Source organism: Flavobacterium sp. W22_SRS_FK3, from assembly GCF_052113665.1.
Classification (GTDB): domain Bacteria; phylum Bacteroidota; class Bacteroidia; order Flavobacteriales; family Flavobacteriaceae; genus Flavobacterium.
On record NZ_JBGQOF010000031.1, the window covers coordinates 1 to 16039 of the forward strand.

General features: G+C 31.2%; 13 protein-coding genes and 1 tRNA gene. 10 read left to right on the forward strand and 4 right to left on the reverse strand.

All coding sequences use genetic code 11. The features are described from left to right. Positions 1–273: 273 nt before the first annotated feature. Together ACEN2I_RS18685 and folB are read right to left on the reverse strand one after the other, a co-directional pair. Positions 274–344: transfer RNA gene (locus ACEN2I_RS18685), tRNA-Cys, on the reverse strand. Between the two features lie 94 nt (positions 345–438). Further along, on the reverse strand, positions 439–798 hold the full coding sequence (folB, locus tag ACEN2I_RS18690) for a dihydroneopterin aldolase (RefSeq protein WP_441767612.1): 360 nt from the start codon (positions 796–798) through the stop codon (positions 439–441). Between the two features lie 117 nt (positions 799–915). Between folB and ACEN2I_RS18695 the strand changes: the two genes are divergently transcribed. From ACEN2I_RS18695 to ACEN2I_RS18715, 5 genes are all read left to right on the forward strand, one after another. Further along, positions 916–3033, forward strand: a complete 2118-nt coding sequence (locus tag ACEN2I_RS18695; protein ID WP_441767613.1) for a glutamine--tRNA ligase/YqeY domain fusion protein — start codon at positions 916–918, stop codon at positions 3031–3033. Between the two features lie 888 nt (positions 3034–3921). After that, positions 3922–4401 (forward strand): hypothetical protein, encoded by a 480-nt coding sequence (locus ACEN2I_RS18700; RefSeq protein WP_441767614.1) that lies wholly within the window; start codon positions 3922–3924, stop codon positions 4399–4401. Positions 4402–4480: 79 nt separating this feature from the next. Continuing rightward, positions 4481–4807 (forward strand): YtxH domain-containing protein, encoded by a 327-nt coding sequence (locus ACEN2I_RS18705; protein WP_441767615.1) that lies wholly within the window; start codon positions 4481–4483, stop codon positions 4805–4807. A 74-nt stretch (positions 4808–4881) separates the two neighbouring features. Beyond that, a complete protein-coding gene (locus ACEN2I_RS18710; RefSeq protein ID WP_441767616.1) occupies positions 4882–5232 on the forward strand; it encodes a competence protein in 351 nt (116 codons plus the stop codon). Between the two features lie 3 nt (positions 5233–5235). Further along, the gene (locus ACEN2I_RS18715; protein ID WP_441767617.1) at positions 5236–5490 is read left to right on the forward strand and encodes a DUF6327 family protein; all 255 of its coding nucleotides are present in this window, start codon (positions 5236–5238) and stop codon (positions 5488–5490) included. A 20-nt stretch (positions 5491–5510) separates the two neighbouring features. Here the strand turns inward: ACEN2I_RS18715 and ACEN2I_RS18720 are convergent, their stop codons facing one another. Together ACEN2I_RS18720 and gltX are read right to left on the reverse strand one after the other, a co-directional pair. Further along, complete coding sequence (locus ACEN2I_RS18720) at positions 5511–6494, reverse strand: SPFH domain-containing protein (protein ID WP_441767618.1); 984 nt, start codon at positions 6492–6494, stop codon at positions 5511–5513. 125 nt (positions 6495–6619) lie between these two features. Then, a complete protein-coding gene (gltX, locus tag ACEN2I_RS18725) occupies positions 6620–8125 on the reverse strand; it encodes a glutamate--tRNA ligase (RefSeq protein ID WP_441767619.1) in 1506 nt (501 codons plus the stop codon). Positions 8126–8288: 163 nt separating this feature from the next. Here gltX and ACEN2I_RS18730 point away from each other — a divergent pair, with 163 nt between their 5' ends. The 5 genes from ACEN2I_RS18730 to ACEN2I_RS18750 all read left to right on the forward strand — a co-directional run bounded on the left by ACEN2I_RS18730 (position 8289) and on the right by ACEN2I_RS18750 (position 15956). Then, positions 8289–11645 (forward strand): hypothetical protein, encoded by a 3357-nt coding sequence (locus tag ACEN2I_RS18730; RefSeq protein ID WP_441767620.1) that lies wholly within the window; start codon positions 8289–8291, stop codon positions 11643–11645. Continuing rightward, complete coding sequence (gene ybeY / locus ACEN2I_RS18735; protein ID WP_441767621.1) at positions 11642–12061, forward strand: rRNA maturation RNase YbeY; 420 nt, start codon at positions 11642–11644, stop codon at positions 12059–12061. The genes ACEN2I_RS18730 and ybeY overlap by 4 nt, the downstream gene beginning before the upstream one ends. Positions 12062–12474: 413 nt before the next feature. Next, the gene (gene mnmG, locus ACEN2I_RS18740) at positions 12475–14346 is read left to right on the forward strand and encodes a tRNA uridine-5-carboxymethylaminomethyl(34) synthesis enzyme MnmG (RefSeq protein ID WP_441767622.1); all 1872 of its coding nucleotides are present in this window, start codon (positions 12475–12477) and stop codon (positions 14344–14346) included. A gap of 204 nt (positions 14347–14550) precedes the next feature. Further along, on the forward strand, positions 14551–15012 hold the full coding sequence (locus ACEN2I_RS18745; RefSeq protein ID WP_441767623.1) for a GNAT family N-acetyltransferase: 462 nt from the start codon (positions 14551–14553) through the stop codon (positions 15010–15012). A 95-nt stretch (positions 15013–15107) separates the two neighbouring features. Next, positions 15108–15956, forward strand: a complete 849-nt coding sequence (locus ACEN2I_RS18750) for a class I SAM-dependent methyltransferase (RefSeq protein WP_441767624.1) — start codon at positions 15108–15110, stop codon at positions 15954–15956. The last annotated feature ends 83 nt before the right edge of the window (positions 15957–16039 follow it).

Consider the following 16039-nt stretch of genomic DNA (forward strand, 5'->3'; position numbering starts at 1 on the left):
ATATAGAATATTTCCTTTTTAGACTAACTAATATTTATGCTTAATTTTTACTACTCCTCAGGTTTTCGTATTGATCCGTTTTTACACAAAATGATTCTTTACCAATTGATGTAGCAAGCTGCATTCCTAAATATCGTGATATATTTATTTTTAAAAGAAATGATTCTATAATTGGCTTAGAATGATCGTCGGGATTCGAACGTAATTCTTTATTTAATTTTTTCTAAAAATTAAACATAAAAAAAAACCTCCAAGTTTCCTTGAAGGTTTTAGAGGCATCGTCCGGATTCGAACCGGAGTAGGAGCTTTTGCAGAGCCCAGCCTAGCCGCTCGGCCACGACGCCATTACTTGAACGGATGGCAAAAGTAACTAAAATCTTTAAAATTCAAAACTTTAAAAGTAACTATTTTAAAAAATTAGTTTTCTGCCTGAAATAATTACTTTCTAATTTCAGTCATTTTTATAGTAACTGATTCAACATCACCACCAATAGGAGGATTTATTTTAGAAACTGAAACTGTTGTTTTTTCTATTGTTTCAATCTCTGCAAGCACGCGAATATTGATTCTTTTGGCCACATGTTCTAATAAATGCGAACGAATGGCCATTTCTTCAGTAACGATTTTGTTCAAATGTACATAATCAACCGTGTCAGCAAGATGATCGGTTAGTGCTGATTGCTGTAAATTTGTTTTAATTTTCAAGTCAACAATATAATCGGATCCAATTTTTCCTTCTTCAATCATACATCCGTGATAGGAAAAAGTGCGGATGTTTTTTAGTTTTATAACTCCCATTTTAAATAAGTTTTAAGTTCTAAGTTTCAGGTTTACTGAGAAGTTTATAAAGAAAACTGTAAACTGTAAACCGAAAACTGTAAACTTTTTTATCTTTGCTAAAATTACTATAAAATAATGGCATCAGAAGAGAAATCACTCAATTTTATTGAACAAATCATAGAGGAAGATTTAAAATCAGGTCTTTCGCAAACTAAACTTCATTTTCGTTTTCCACCAGAGCCAAATGGTTATTTACACATTGGACACGCTAGTTCTATTGCATTAAATTTTGGTTTAGGAATTGATTATCAGTCTCCTGTAAATTTACGTTTTGATGATACAAATCCAGAAAAAGAAGAACAGGAATTTGTTGACGCTATTAAAAAAGACGTAGAATGGTTAGGTTATACCTGGGCAGAAGAACGTTATGCTTCTGATTATTTCCAACAATTATACGATTGGGCGGTTTTATTAATTAAAAAAGATAAAGCCTATGTTGACAGTCAGTCTTCTGAAGATATGGCCATTCAAAAAGGAACTCCATCTACTGTTGGTACTGATAGTCCGTACAGAAACCGTTCTGTTGAAGAAAATTTAGACTTATTCGAAAGAATGAAAAGCGGTGAATTTGAGGCTGGTACTCACATCCTTCGTGCCAAAATTGACATGAAGTCGACTAATATGCTAATGCGTGATCCTATTATGTACAGGATTTTACACAAACATCATCATAGAACCGGAGATGCCTGGAAAATTTATCCAATGTACGATTGGGCACACGGACAAAGTGATTATTTAGAGGAAATTTCACACTCTTTTTGTACACTTGAATTCCTGCCTCATCGTGAATTATACGATTGGTTTTTAGATCAAATAATAGATGAAAATCAGATTCGTCCTAAGCAAAGAGAATTTGCCAGACGTAACCTTTCTCATACTGTTGTTAGTAAAAGAAAGTTACAGCAACTTGTTAAGGAAAAGCATGTTAATGGTTGGGATGATCCAAGAATGTCAACTATTTCAGGGTTAAGAAGACGTGGTTACACAGCTGCTTCATTGCGTAATTTTGCCAATACAATTGGAATTGCAAAACGTGATAATTTAATAAATGTATCGGTTTTGGAGTTTTGTATTCGTGAAGATTTAAACAAAATTGCACCTCGTGTAATGGCGGTTTTAGATCCTGTAAAATTAGTTATTACAAATTATCCTGAAGGAAAAGAAGAGTGGTTGGAAGCTGAAAATAATCAGGAAGATGAGAGTGCAGGTTTCAGAAAAGTACCTTTTTCGCGTGAATTATATATTGAAAGAGAGGACTTTTTAGAAGAAGCTCCGGCGAAGTTTTTCCGTTTGACTTTAGGAAAAGAAGTACGTCTTAAAAATGCTTATATCATTAAAGGTGAAAGTGTTATAAAAGACGCTGAAGGAAGCATTACTGAAATTCATGTAAGTTATGACACTGATTCTTTGAGCGGAAGCGGGACAGAAGCAAGCCAAAGAAAAGTTTCCGGAACCTTACATTGGGTTTCTATTCAGCATGCCGTTGCAGCAGAAGTTCGTCTATACGATCGTTTGTTTACAGATGAAGCTCCGGACAGTTATAAAGACAAAAATTTCCTGGATTTTGTGAATCCAAATTCATTAGAAATTGTAAAAGGATTTGTTGAACCAAGTTTAACAACTGCTCAAAATGAAGATAAATTTCAGTTTCAGCGTTTGGGTTATTTTACTGTTGATAAAGATTCAACTCCTTCAAAATTAGTATTTAACAAAACTGTTGGGTTGAAAGATGCCTGGGAAGAAAAAGGTAAAAAAGAAGAAAATAGTATCAATAATTCTTTAAAAGATATCAACAAATATTTTAAAGTTGAAACTAAACCGGAACGTGTTGCAATAGAAAATGCAATAGGGGAGAGCATCGCAACTATTTCAAGTTTTTCTTTACTACAAAATTCATTAAAGAAAAACATCAATAATAATAAAGCTTCTTTATTATTTGCTCAATTTATTTTAAAATATTCTCATTTGAAATCTGTCGATTTTGAAGAAGATGATATCAAAAAATTATATAATATGTCATTAAGAAGTGAATCCACTTATGTTCGGTCAAAAGCACTTTTGAATTTAAGAGATTTAGAAAATGAAAGTTTCAAAACTCAGTTTGAAGAAGAAATTTTCAAATTATATTCAAATCCTCCAAAAAATGCTTCTGAGAAAGAAATTGAAGTTCTTTCTGAAATGGTAAAAAAATAATATCATTATAATCTATTGAAAAGCGCTTTTTATAAGCGCTTTTTATATTATTTACTTTTTCTATTAATAATATAAATTTCATAAATTTTTTAAATAAAAAGTAACCTTCATAAATTGAATTTAAGGCAATTTTTAATTTTTTATATATCAATTATCAGCTTTTTAAAAATGATTAATTAGAAGCTCTTATATTAATTTTAGACCTCAATTTTCACTGCTTTTACGCTTATTAACAACAAATTGTTTATAACTCAATAGATCCTAATTTTAAAGTATATTCAATTCAATTTTACTTAAAAGTTGAAATTTTGAGCAGGATTTTTAAATTCTAATAATATAAATTTAATTGATTAATATTTAATAGCTTAAAGTTTTTATTAATTATATATAAAATCTATTTAAAATATAAATTTAATAGTTAATTTAAATTAAAAGTAACCTTCATAAATCAATTTTAAGCTATTTTTTTAATACTTCCATCTACTAACTCATATTTTGAATAATAGTTCATTTTTAATCTTTATTTTAGATTTCATCATCATTTTTATCAGTTTAACGGGTTATTAACATACAATTGTTTATAAAGTTGCTATTTTTATCCAAAGGTCAAATATGAAATTTTATAGTTTTAAAAATGACACTTTAGGAATCGAATCTGAATTTTTCTAAATTCAAAAAAATATTTTTTGTTTTTGTTATATATTCTAAATATGTATTCTGAAAATTAGTTTTATGGTCAATTCTGATTGTGATTTTGTTTTGATAATATTTGTGAAATATTTTTCAATTACATTACATAATTTTCAAATTTCATGAAATTGGTTTTGTGATTTATAAATTTTGATTTTCATTTTGATCAAAGAAATTTTTAATCCTTAATTTAATTTTATGAAAAATGTTTTTTTAACTATTACTATTTTATTTGCAAACTTTGTAATTTCTCAAACACATCAAATTTCTAAACACAACGGAGAAGAATTGGATGTTAATTTTATCAAACATGAAAATGATCTAATTCATTATTCATTTAATGGGAGTGAAGAGGAACATAAAATTACAAAGTATGCAGTTTCTAAAATAACCAACAAACAAAGCAATCAAACTCAAAAAATTTCTGATAAAGTTGTAGTTGATTCTAAAGCAGATTATAAAATGGTAACTGTTTTGCCTCTGGAAAAGACAATTGGTTTAAAACAGGTGGCAAATTTTACGGGACTCTCGACAAATACAAAAGGGGAGCCTCCAATGTCTAACAAAAATCATACTGCTCTTCGAGTTAAAACGAAGTCAGCTTCAAATGGCTATCCTTTTGTGAGTATTATTGAAAAAGACAATGGAAAATATGAAGCAGTCGCATATCATTATTAATTTATATAAATTACTTTTAATCAGTGTTTTATAATATCATAAATGAGTATCTTTATTAATCATTTTAAAATTTAATATCATGTCTAAGAATTCAAATACAATTGCTGCTATTATTGCAGGTGCTGCTATAGGGGCAGCGATCGGAATTTTACTGGCTCCTGACAAAGGTTCAAATACAAGAGCCAAAATTAAAGAAGGTTTAGGTGATGCAACAGATAATTTAAAAGATTCCCTGGGAGCAACTTCGGATGTTCTTCGTGAAAAATTTACAAGTGCATCACAAAATCTAGAAGGGAGTTTTGATAATTTACTTTCAAATGTAAGCCACAAAGCAGATGAAGTTATTTCTTTTCTGGAATCTAAATTAGCTGATTTGAAGGAGCAAAATGCCAAATATCAGAAATAAACATTAACATAGAAGCATAGAACTTACTCATTTAATAGTAAATTTTGTGCTTCTTTTTTTATAAAAGTAAAATTATGGCTTTTGAAGAATTAAAGGAAAATACTGAAAATATTCAGGAACAGGCTAAAGTGTTTTTAGAAAGTCATTTAGCTTATTATAAACTGTGGGGCTTTAAGGTGGCTATGAAATCAACAACTTTAATTTTTAAGTTTACTTTGATTTTATTGTGTTTTAGTATGGTGATGATTTTTATATCTTTTGCTGCTGCATATGCTTTTGGATCTTTGTTTAAAAGTAATGCACTTGGATTTTTAGCAGTAGGAGGGATCTACTTTATTTTTACAATTTTACTTTTCTTTATAAAAGATAAGTTTGTTGAAGGTCCTATATTAGAAAAATTTTCAGAAATCTTTTTTAACGATTAATTTATGGAACCAAAAAAATACGCATCATACGCTGACATTGAAAAAGATTTGGAAATTTTAAAATTAGAGAAAGAGATTAATTATCAAAAATTAGTTTTAAGTTTTCAAAAAACAAAAGAAAGCATTACACCTGAAAATATCGTTGGCGGTTTTTTTGCTTCATTCAAAGAATATGTTTCAAATTCTTATCCAACTATTTTACAATCTATTTTACCATTTGCAATCAACTGGTTTATTAATAAAAAAAGAGGCAATTAAGCCTCTTTCTTTTTTTGTTATTATTTCGTTTCCGGTTGAATATCATCTTCATAACCAGATTGAAGAGGTTCAATTTTCTTAGGTTTCTCAATTTTTTTATTGTTTTTCTTCATCATTTCTCCAACCTGGTTGGATGCAGAGAAGGAAGCCACCATGTTATTCAACATATCACTTCCGGCTTGTGGTGAATTTGGTAATAAAATTAAGTTTGAATTGGCATCAGCACCAATTGCCTGCAAAGTGTCATAATGTTGCGTAACAACAATTAGGGCAGAAGCTTCCTGAGAATTAATACCCACATTGTTCAAAACTTCTACACTTTCTACTAAACCTCTGGCAATTTCACGACGCTGATCTGCAATACCCTGACCTTGCAAACGTTTACTTTCTGCTTCAGCTTTTGCCTTTGCAACAATTCTGATTCTTGAACTTTCTGCTTCAAATTCAGCAGCCGTTTTTTCTCTGTCGGCAGCGTTGATTCTGTTCATTGCATTTTTTACCTGAATATCAGGGTCAATATCTGTAACCAAAGTGTTGATGATATCGTATCCGTAAGTAGACATTGCTTCGTTTAATTCACGTTTTACGGCAACTGCAATATCATCTTTTCTTTCGAAAACATCATCAAGTTTTAGTTTAGGAACTTCGGCACGAACGACATCAAATACATAAGAAGTTATTTGGTCGTGTGGGTATTCTAGTTTATAAAAAGCTTCATAAACACTTTCCTGAATCACTTTAAACTGAACCGAAACTTTCATTTTGATAAAAACGTTGTCTTTTGTTTTGGTTTCGATGATAACATCTAACTGTTGAATTTTAAGATTGACACGTCCGGCGATTCTGTCAACGATTGGAATTTTTAATTGTAATCCTGAATTTCTTACGCTGTGAAATTTTCCAAATCTTTCAATTACTACAGACGATTGCTGTTTTACTGTAAAAAAAGATGACATGAAAATAAAGAACGCCAATACTAAAAAGATAATAAATGCTGTACTCATGGTAATATTGATTTAAGTTTTATGGATGCGTAAATTACGAAAATTCTTCGGGTTTAATACATAAAAAAAAAGCTAAGTAACATTGATAAATGTACTTAGCGTTTGTATTTTAAAATTTATCTTTTTTATAAAGTTGCTATCGCTTTCTGAATTCTCGAAATAGTTTCTTCTTTTCCGATGATTTCAACAATGTCAAATAGGTGTGGTCCTTTAAGAGTACCAACCAAACTTAAACGGAAAGGCTGCATTACTTTGCCCATTCCAATTTCGTTTTTAGTTAACCAATCTTTTACAACACTTTCAATATTTGCTGAATCAAAACCATCAATATATTCAAGTGTTGAAATCAATTCCTGCATTAAAGCAGGGGTTTCTTCTTTCCAGTTCTTGCTTGCTTTTTCATCATAAGATGTTGGGGCCTGGAAAAAGAAATCAGTCAAATCCCAAAATTCAGATACAAAGTGAGCTCTTTCTTTTATTAAAGAAACGATTCTTGTAACATCATACTTGGAAATATCAACACCTTTATCAAGTAAAATAGGGGAGAAGGTTTTCGCCAAATCAGCATCATTTTGTTTGATTAAATATTGGTGATTGAACCATTTGTTCTTTTCAGGATCAAATTTTGCTCCAGCTTTATGAACTCTGTTTAAATCAAAAGACTCTATTAATTCTTCTAAAGAAAATAATTCTTTATCAGTTCCGTCATTCCAGCCTAATAAAGCAAGGAAGTTTATAACCGCTTCCGGGAAAAATCCTTTCTCTCTGTAGCCAGATGAAATTCCTTCTTCTGTTTTCCATTCTAATGGAAACACTGGGAAACCTAATTTATCACCATCTCTTTTGGATAATTTTCCGTTTCCAACCGGTTTTAGAATTAAAGGTAAATGTGCAAATTCAGGAGCATCCCAACCAAAAGCTCTGTATAATAAAACGTGAAGTGGCATCGATGGCAACCATTCTTCACCACGAATAACGTGTGAAGTTTCCATTAAATGATCATCCACAATATTAGCCAAATGATACGTCGGCATTCCATCACTTTTGAATAATACTTTATCATCAAGAAGATTTGTTTCAAACTTCACATCACCACGAATGATATCTTTCAAATTTAAAGTTTCATCAACAGGAGTTTTAAAACGAATCACATAATGTTCTCCATTGGCAATTCTTTTAGCAACTTCTTCTGTAGAAATTACTAAAGAGGTATCTAACTTTTCACGATTGTGATGATTGTAAATAAAGGTTTTTCCTTCTGCTTCGTGTTGTTTTCTATGTGCATCTAAAGCTTCGGGAGTATCAAAAGCATAATACGCCCAACCTGAATTGATTAATTGATCAGCATATTGTTGGTATAAATGTTTACGATCACTTTGTCTGTACGGACCAAATTTTTCATTTTTTCCAACGGTTTCTTCAGGAGCAATTCCCAACCATTCTAATGCTTCCATAATATAAGCTTCGGCACCGGGAACAAAACGAGTCTGATCTGTATCTTCTATTCTTAAATAAAAAACACCATTGTTTTTTTTGGCAAATAAATAATTAAATAGGGCAGTACGAACGCCGCCAATATGTAAAGGTCCTGTTGGACTTGGTGCAAAACGCACACGAACTTGCTTTGACATTTGTTTAAATTTTGATGCAAAGATACAATTCTAATTAGAGAATTAGAAAATGAGTTTTAATTAGATAATGCCTTGTTTGTAGCTTAATTGACTAATTTTCTCATTGAGAATTATCTAATTAAAATTACTACTTTTATAGGTTATAATTAAAAGAGATTTTATTTTGAAAACGACATCTGCGATATATCAAAAGTTAGAAGCATTTATAAAGAAATATTATACCAATGAATTAATAAAAGGAGGACTTCTTTTTATTGGTTTCGGATTATTATACTTTCTGTTTACACTTTTTATTGAGTATTTCCTTTGGTTAAAACCTCTCGGTAGAACGCTTTTATTTTGGCTATTTGTAGGTGTAGAAGTTTTTCTTTTGTTCCGATTTATTCTGTTCCCAATTTTTAAGTTATTCAAACTTCAAAAAGGAATCGATTACAATCAGGCTTCAGCTATTATAGGAAATCATTTTACTGAAGTTAGCGATAAGCTAACTAACTTTTTGCAATTATCGTCTTCTAAAAATTCAGCAGAAAGTTCAGAATTAATGTTGGCTTCAATCGAACAAAAAGCAAATTCTTTACAGCCAATTCCGTTTGGAAATGCTATCAATTTTAAATCAAATAAAAGGTATTTGCCATTGGCAATTATCCCAATTTTGCTTTTTGCAGTGTTTTATATTTCAGGAAACAGCAATATTATTTCTCAGAGTTTAAATAGGGTAGTGCATTTTAATGCTAATTTTCTACCTCCAGCTCCTTTCAAATTTGTGGTTCTAAATCAAAATTTGCAGACAGAACAGAATAAAGATTTCGTCATCAAAATGGAATCTGTTGGAAACATTGTTCCAGAAAATGTAATGATTCATATTGGTGATGAAAGTTATTTTATGGAATCTTCACAGCCAGGGAAGTTTGAATTTAAGATTGAAAAACCAACAACAGATATTCAGTTTTCTTTTGAAGGAAATTCAGTATCATCTGAAGAATATGAATTGAAAATAATCACAGTTCCGTCAATTGCAAACTTCGAAATGGTTTTGAATTTTCCTTCTTATCTAAAAAAGAAATCAGAAATTATCCAAGGTACCGGAAATGCAATTTTACCAGAGGGAACATCTGTAACCTGGAAAATGAAAACACAATCGACTCAGGAAGTAGTTTGGAAAGGTGAAAACTCAATTTTTAAGTTTAATAAGGTAGAAAACGAGTTTAAATTGGCTAAAAACATCAGTCAAAATACAGAATATCAAATTCTTACTTCTAATAATAAGGTCAAAAATTACGAAAAATTAGACTACCAGCTGTCTGTTATCAAAGATCAGCATCCATCCATCACAGTTTCGCCTGCTCCGGATAGTTTAAAGTTAGATAAGAATTATGTGTTAGGAAGATTAGGGGATGATTATGGATTATCAAAATTACAGATTGTTTACTACGAACGTAACAAACCACAAACGGCAAAGCGTGGAACTATTCCGGTAAAGCAAGTTGTTTTTGATCAGTTCGTTTTTAACTTCCCGAGCAATTTGGCTGTAGAAGAAGGAGTGTCTTATGAATACTATTTTGAGGTTTTTGACAACGATGCACCGCATGGTTTTAAGAGCACTAAGTCTTCTGTTTTTTCTGATCGTGTTGCTACAACAGATGAAGTTCACGATATGGAATTGCAACAACAAAATCAAAACATTAATAGTTTATCTAAATCCTTGAAGAATCAGGAAAAGCAATTTTCTGAAATGGAAAAGCTAAAGAACACAGGAAAAGAAAAAAATGATTTAGAGTTCAAAGATCAGCAGAAAATTAATGATTTTATCAAACGTCAGAAACAGCAGGATGAATTGATGAAGCAGTTTGCTGAAAAGATGAATAAAAATTTAGATAAATTTCAATCTGAGAAGAAAGATAAGACTGCTGATGATTTGCAAAAACGTTTAGATAATGCAGAAAAAGATTTAGAGAAGAATCAGAAATTGATGGATGAACTAAAGAACTTAAACGATAAATTACAAAGTGAAGAGTTGTTTGATAAGATAGAAAAGTTCAAACAAATTAGTAAAAATCAATCTCGTAATTTAGAACAATTGGTTGAATTAACGAAGCGTTTTTATGTAGAAAAGAAAGCAGAGCAAGTAGCAGAAAAACTAAATAAGTTAGCAGAGAAACAAGAACAGCTTTCTAATAAGGATGCTGAAAACACAAAAGAAAAGCAGGACGATATCAATAAATCATTTGATAAAATTCAGGAAGATCTTAAAGATTTAAAGAACGAAAACAATAGTTTAAAATCACCCTTAGATATTCCGAAAGATGCATCCAAAGAAAAAGATGTAGAGAATGATCTGAATAAGGCTTCTGAAGAATTAAATAAAAAGAATACTTCGTCAGCAAAGACAAAACAAAAAAGTGCTTCAAAGAAAATGAAGTCCATGTCAGAGCAAATGAGTTCAAGTATGGAAGGTGGAGAACAGGAACAGTTAGAAGAAGACGTCGCCATGTTACGTCAGGTTTTGGATAATCTTTTGGCGTATTCATTATCTCAGGAAGATGTAATGAAACAATTTAGATCGATGAAATTAGGTTCTTCTGCTTTTACGAAGAATATAAAAATCCAGCAGAATTTGAAACAACAGTTTAGACATGTTGATGATAGTTTGTTTGCTATGTCTCTAAGAAACCCAAAAATTGCTGAAGATGTTACGAAAGAAATTGGAAACGTACAATATAGCATGGACAAAGCTATTGAAGTTCTATCCGATGTTCAAATTCCAAAAGGTGTTTCACATCAGCAATACGCTATTTCATCAGCAAACAAATTAGCAGATTTTTTAAGTGATCTTTTAAATAATATGCAAATGTCTATGTCTAAACCAGGATCTGGAAAACCAAAACCAGGCGATGGTCAAGGAATGCAATTACCTGATATTATTCAAAAGCAAAAAGGATTAGCAGATAAAATGAAAGAAGGAATTAAGCACGGACAAAAACCGGGAGATAAAAATAAAGGTCAAGGTAAAGAAGGAAAAGGAAGTCAGGGAAAAAATGGTGAAGATAAAAATGCTCAGGGAAGTAAAAATGGAGGAGAAGGTAAAGACGGTGAAAAAGGTAATGATGGAGAAGGGGATGCTGAAGCAATTATGGAGATATATAAGGAGCAAGTAAAACTTCGTGAAGCATTACAAAAAGAATTAGCTAAACAAGGATTAGATTCTCAGGGTAAGTCTGTAATTGATCAGATGAAAGCCTCAGAAAAGCAGCTTTTAAATAAAGGTTTTAAAAATGAAAACCTGCAACGTATTCTTAATATTCAACAAGACTTATTAAAACTAAACAATGCAGTTCAGGAACAAGGTCAGGATACGAAGCGTCAATCTGAAACAAATAAAACTGAATTCTCTAATAGAACGAATGCTTTACCAGGTTCACTTTTAGAATATTTAAACAGTGTAGAAATTTTAAATAGACAATCACTACCTTTGCGCTCGAATTTTAATCAAAAGGTTCAAGAATATTTTAATACAAAATGATCAATTTTAATTACGAAACCGAATTTACTTTAGATAATGAACAAGCCTTTACTGATTGGTTGAGTACTGTAATTGTATCTGAAAACAAAAACGAAGGAGAAATAAATTATATTTTTTGTGATGATGAATACCTTCATAAGATAAATGTAGAATATTTAAATCACGACACACTTACTGATATTATAAGTTTTGATTACACAGTTGGAAACGAATTAAACGGAGATATTTTTGTTTCTGTTGAAAGAGTAAAAGATAACGCAAAGGACTTTAATGTTTCTTTTGAAGAAGAATTAAAACGCGTTCTTGCTCACGGTATATTACATTATTGTGGATATAAAGATAAGAGTAATAAAGATGCAGAAGCTATGCGTTCTAAAGAAGATGAAAAAATCGCCATGTTTCACGTGGAACAATAGTTTAATTCCAAATTTTAATTGTTCCACGTGAAACGTTTTTAATTGAAACTATAATAACAATGTTTCACGTGGAACATATAGTAATTCAGTTTTATATTTAAAAATAATTAAAATGTTTCACAAGGAAAATAAAATCTTTTAAAGCAATGATTTAAGTTTAGAGTTAGTTTTTATTCTGTTCCACGAAGAACAGAATAATTTGTGAGGTTTAAAGTTTGATATAGTGTTGTTCCACGTGGAACAATAATTATAATGAAGCTGAAATTTGTTTCAAGATTTGGAATTTAGAATTTTTTAATTGTAGTTTGAATTTTACTATTGCGCGTTAGCGCCGTTCCACGTGGAACAAAAAAAAAGTATAAAGTTAATTCTGATAATCGCCTTAAACGGTTTCCAGAGAATAATAAAGCAAAATGTTTTTAGAAGAATACGATGTTATAGTTGTTGGTGCAGGTCATGCCGGATCTGAAGCCGCGGCAGCGGCTGCAAATTTGGGATCAAAAACTTTATTGGTTACAATGAGCTTGCAGAACATTGCACAAATGTCTTGCAATCCGGCGATGGGTGGAATTGCAAAAGGACAAATTGTACGTGAGATTGATGCGCTTGGAGGATACTCAGGAATTGTTTCTGACCGAACTGCAATTCAATTTAAAATGTTGAATAAATCAAAAGGACCTGCAATGTGGTCGCCAAGAGTTCAGAGTGATCGAATGCGTTTTGCTGAAGAATGGAGGATGATGTTGGAGCAAACTCCAAATTTGGATTTCTACCAGGAGATGGTAAAAGGTTTGATTATCGAAAAAGGAAAGATAAAAGGAATCAGAACTTCGTTGGGAGTTGAGATTCGATCTAAATCTGTTGTTTTGACAAACGGAACTTTTTTGAATGGTTTGATTCATATTGGAGAAAAGCAATTTGGAGGAGGAAGGGCAGGAGAGAGTGCCGCAACCGGAATTACCGAAGATTTGGTCAAAGCAGGTTTTGAAGCCGGAAGAATGAAAACAGGAACACCGCCACGAGTTGATGGGCGTTCTTTGGATTATTCTAAAATGAACGAAGAAAAAGGAGACGCGAAGCCGGATAAGTTTTCTTATTCGGATTTAACCGTTCCGTTAACTCATCAAAGATCTTGTCACATGACATACACTTCGCTTGATGTTCATGATATTTTGAGAGAAGGTTTTGATCGTTCGCCAATGTTCAATGGAAGAATCAAAAGTCTCGGACCAAGATATTGCCCTTCGATAGAAGATAAGATTAATCGTTTTGCAGATAAAGAACGTCACCAGCTTTTTGTTGAACCTGAAGGTTGGAATACTTGTGAAGTTTACGTAAATGGATTTTCAACTTCGCTTCCCGAGGATATTCAATTTAAAGCTTTGAGTTCTGTGGCAGGTTTTGAGAAAGTGAAATTCTTTCGTCCGGGTTATGCAATCGAGTACGATTATTTTCCGCCAACGCAGTTGAAACATACTTTGGAAACAAAGCTTGTTGAAGGTTTGTATTTTGCCGGACAGATAAACGGAACAACAGGATATGAAGAAGCAGCTTCGCAAGGTTTGATGGCCGGAATAAATGCACATTTAAAAGTCCATGAAAAAGCGCCATTAATTTTAAAACGTGATGAAGCGTATATTGGAGTTTTGATTGACGACTTGATTACGAAAGGAACGGAAGAACCTTATCGTATGTTTACGTCAAGAGCAGAATATAGAACATTGTTGCGACAAGATAATGCCGATTTTAGATTAACGCCAATGTCTCACGAAATTGGTCTTGCTTCAGAAAAGCGTTTACGCAGGATGGAGCAAAAACTAAATGAATCTGAAAAGATGGTTGCTTTCTTTAGAGAGACAAGTGTTTCTGTTGCCGAGACAAATCCAATTTTAGAAGCAAAAGAAACAGCTCCAATTACGCAAGGTGATAAAATGTTTAAAGTTTTCTCACGTCCACAAATTGATTTGGAGGATATGATGAAATTTGAAAAGGTAAAAGAGTATATAGAATCAAATGATGTTGATCAGGAAATTTTAGAACAGGCCGAAATTCAGGTTAAATATTCTGGTTATATCGAGAAAGAAAGAAATAATGCTGATAAACTAACTCGTTTAGAAGAAGTGAAAATACCAGAGAATTTCGATTATAATAAAATTAAATCAATGTCGATTGAAGCAAAACAAAAGTTAAGTAAAATTCGTCCTGTTACAATTTCTCAGGCATCAAGGATTAGTGGAGTATCACCAAGTGATATTTCGGTTTTGTTGATTTATATGGGAAGGTAAAATATTGTTTCAGATTTTCTTTGTTCAGCCTTCATGTTTTTAAAATATGAGATTTTAATTTTCTTTAAATTGTTCCACGTGAAACTATTTATGTTTTATTTTTTATTTTATGAGAATCTAAGATAATAATCTGAAATATTATTTGTGCTACGTGAAACTATTTTTAGTAATCTAATCATCAATCTAAAATCTAAATTTTTCAATATGATTCTTCACAAAGAAATTTTATCATTAGAAGAAAAAGAAGTTTTGAGGGAACTTTGGAATAGCGAATATCCGGCAAGATTACACTTAAAAACTATCGAAGATTTTGAATTGTATTTAAGAGGACTTTCAAATTCAAAACATTATTTGCTGTTTGATGATTCGGATAAAATCATTGGATGGACATTTACTTTTTTAAGAGAAGCGGAAGATTGGTTTGCTATAATTTTGAATAGTAAAATTCAGGGAAAAGGAAATGGTTCTTTTTTGATCAATGAAATTAAAAAGAAAAATAAAAGTTTGAATGGTTGGGTAATTGATCAGGAAAATGAATTAAAACAAAACAACGAATTTTATAAATCACCAATGCCGTTTTATATTAAAAACGGATTTACAATTTTGACAGAAACAAGAATTGAAAATGAAAAAATGTCTGCTGTAAAAATAAATTGGAGAAGGTAAAATAGAAAATAGAAAAATTAAAAAATTAACCCAAAAACTGAATTTCAGTTTTTGGGTTTGCTATAACATTAAACCAAAATCCCTATAATAAAAAAATGGACGTTTTAAACAAAAAACATTTTCTTACTGTAAAAGACCATTCTGTTTCTAAAGAAATTTTCGAATTGTATCACGACGAAACTTTAGACATGTTGATTACATCTCCGCAACCAGATTTAGAAAATCTTGGAAAATATTACGAAAGCGAAGATTATATTTCGCACACAGACAACAAACGTTCGGTGTTTGAAAAAGCATATCATTTTGTGAAAAATATCGCTTTAAAAAATAAACTCAATTTAATTAATGCGGAACAATCTCAAAAAGGGAAAATTTTAGATATAGGTGCCGGAACCGGAGATTTTTTATTGACGGCAAAAAATGATGGTTGGGAAACAGTTGGAGTAGAACCAAGCGAGAGAGCAAAAAATATTGCAATAAAAAAAGGAATTTATTTTGTAGACGAAATTACCGTTCTCGAAAATAATTCTTTTGACGTCATTACCATGTGGCACGTTTTAGAACACGTTCCTAATTTAGAACTTCAAATTCAGGAATTGAAGCGTTTGTTAAAACCAACTGGAACATTAATTGTTGCGGTTCCAAATTTTAAATCATATGACGCAAAACATTACAAAGAATTTTGGGCAGCTTTTGATGTGCCGATTCATTTTTGGCATTTTTCAAAAAAAGCCATTCAACTGCTTTTTGAGAAAGTAGAAATGAAATTGGAAAAAGTGCTTCCGATGAAATTTGATTCTTTTTATGTGAGTTTATTATCTGAAAAATACAAATCTGGAAAAATGAATTACATCAGTGCGTTTTTTGTTGGTTTACGATCAAACTTGAAGGCTGGGAGAACAAAAGAGTATTCATCTCACATTTATGTGATAAAAAACAGCTAAAACGCAAAATAAGCGTATTTACGGTGTTTTTTTAGTATTAGTGAGGATTGATATCCTCTTTTTTGAGAAAGACGTTTTAATGA

Coding starts and splice junctions, on each gene's coding strand:
- folB (WP_441767612.1), bottom strand. CDS start 798: ATGGGAGTTATAAAACTAAAAAACATCCGCACTTTTTCCTATCACGGA.
- ACEN2I_RS18695 (WP_441767613.1), top strand. CDS start 916: ATGGCATCAGAAGAGAAATCACTCAATTTTATTGAACAAATCATAGAG.
- ACEN2I_RS18700 (WP_441767614.1), top strand. CDS start 3,922: ATGAAAAATGTTTTTTTAACTATTACTATTTTATTTGCAAACTTTGTA.
- ACEN2I_RS18705 (WP_441767615.1), top strand. CDS start 4,481: ATGTCTAAGAATTCAAATACAATTGCTGCTATTATTGCAGGTGCTGCT.
- ACEN2I_RS18710 (WP_441767616.1), top strand. CDS start 4,882: ATGGCTTTTGAAGAATTAAAGGAAAATACTGAAAATATTCAGGAACAG.
- ACEN2I_RS18715 (WP_441767617.1), top strand. CDS start 5,236: ATGGAACCAAAAAAATACGCATCATACGCTGACATTGAAAAAGATTTG.
- ACEN2I_RS18720 (WP_441767618.1), bottom strand. CDS start 6,494: ATGAGTACAGCATTTATTATCTTTTTAGTATTGGCGTTCTTTATTTTC.
- gltX (WP_441767619.1), bottom strand. CDS start 8,125: ATGTCAAAGCAAGTTCGTGTGCGTTTTGCACCAAGTCCAACAGGACCT.
- ybeY (WP_441767621.1), top strand. CDS start 11,642: ATGATCAATTTTAATTACGAAACCGAATTTACTTTAGATAATGAACAA.
- mnmG (WP_441767622.1), top strand. CDS start 12,475: ATGTTTTTAGAAGAATACGATGTTATAGTTGTTGGTGCAGGTCATGCC.
- ACEN2I_RS18745 (WP_441767623.1), top strand. CDS start 14,551: ATGATTCTTCACAAAGAAATTTTATCATTAGAAGAAAAAGAAGTTTTG.
- ACEN2I_RS18750 (WP_441767624.1), top strand. CDS start 15,108: ATGGACGTTTTAAACAAAAAACATTTTCTTACTGTAAAAGACCATTCT.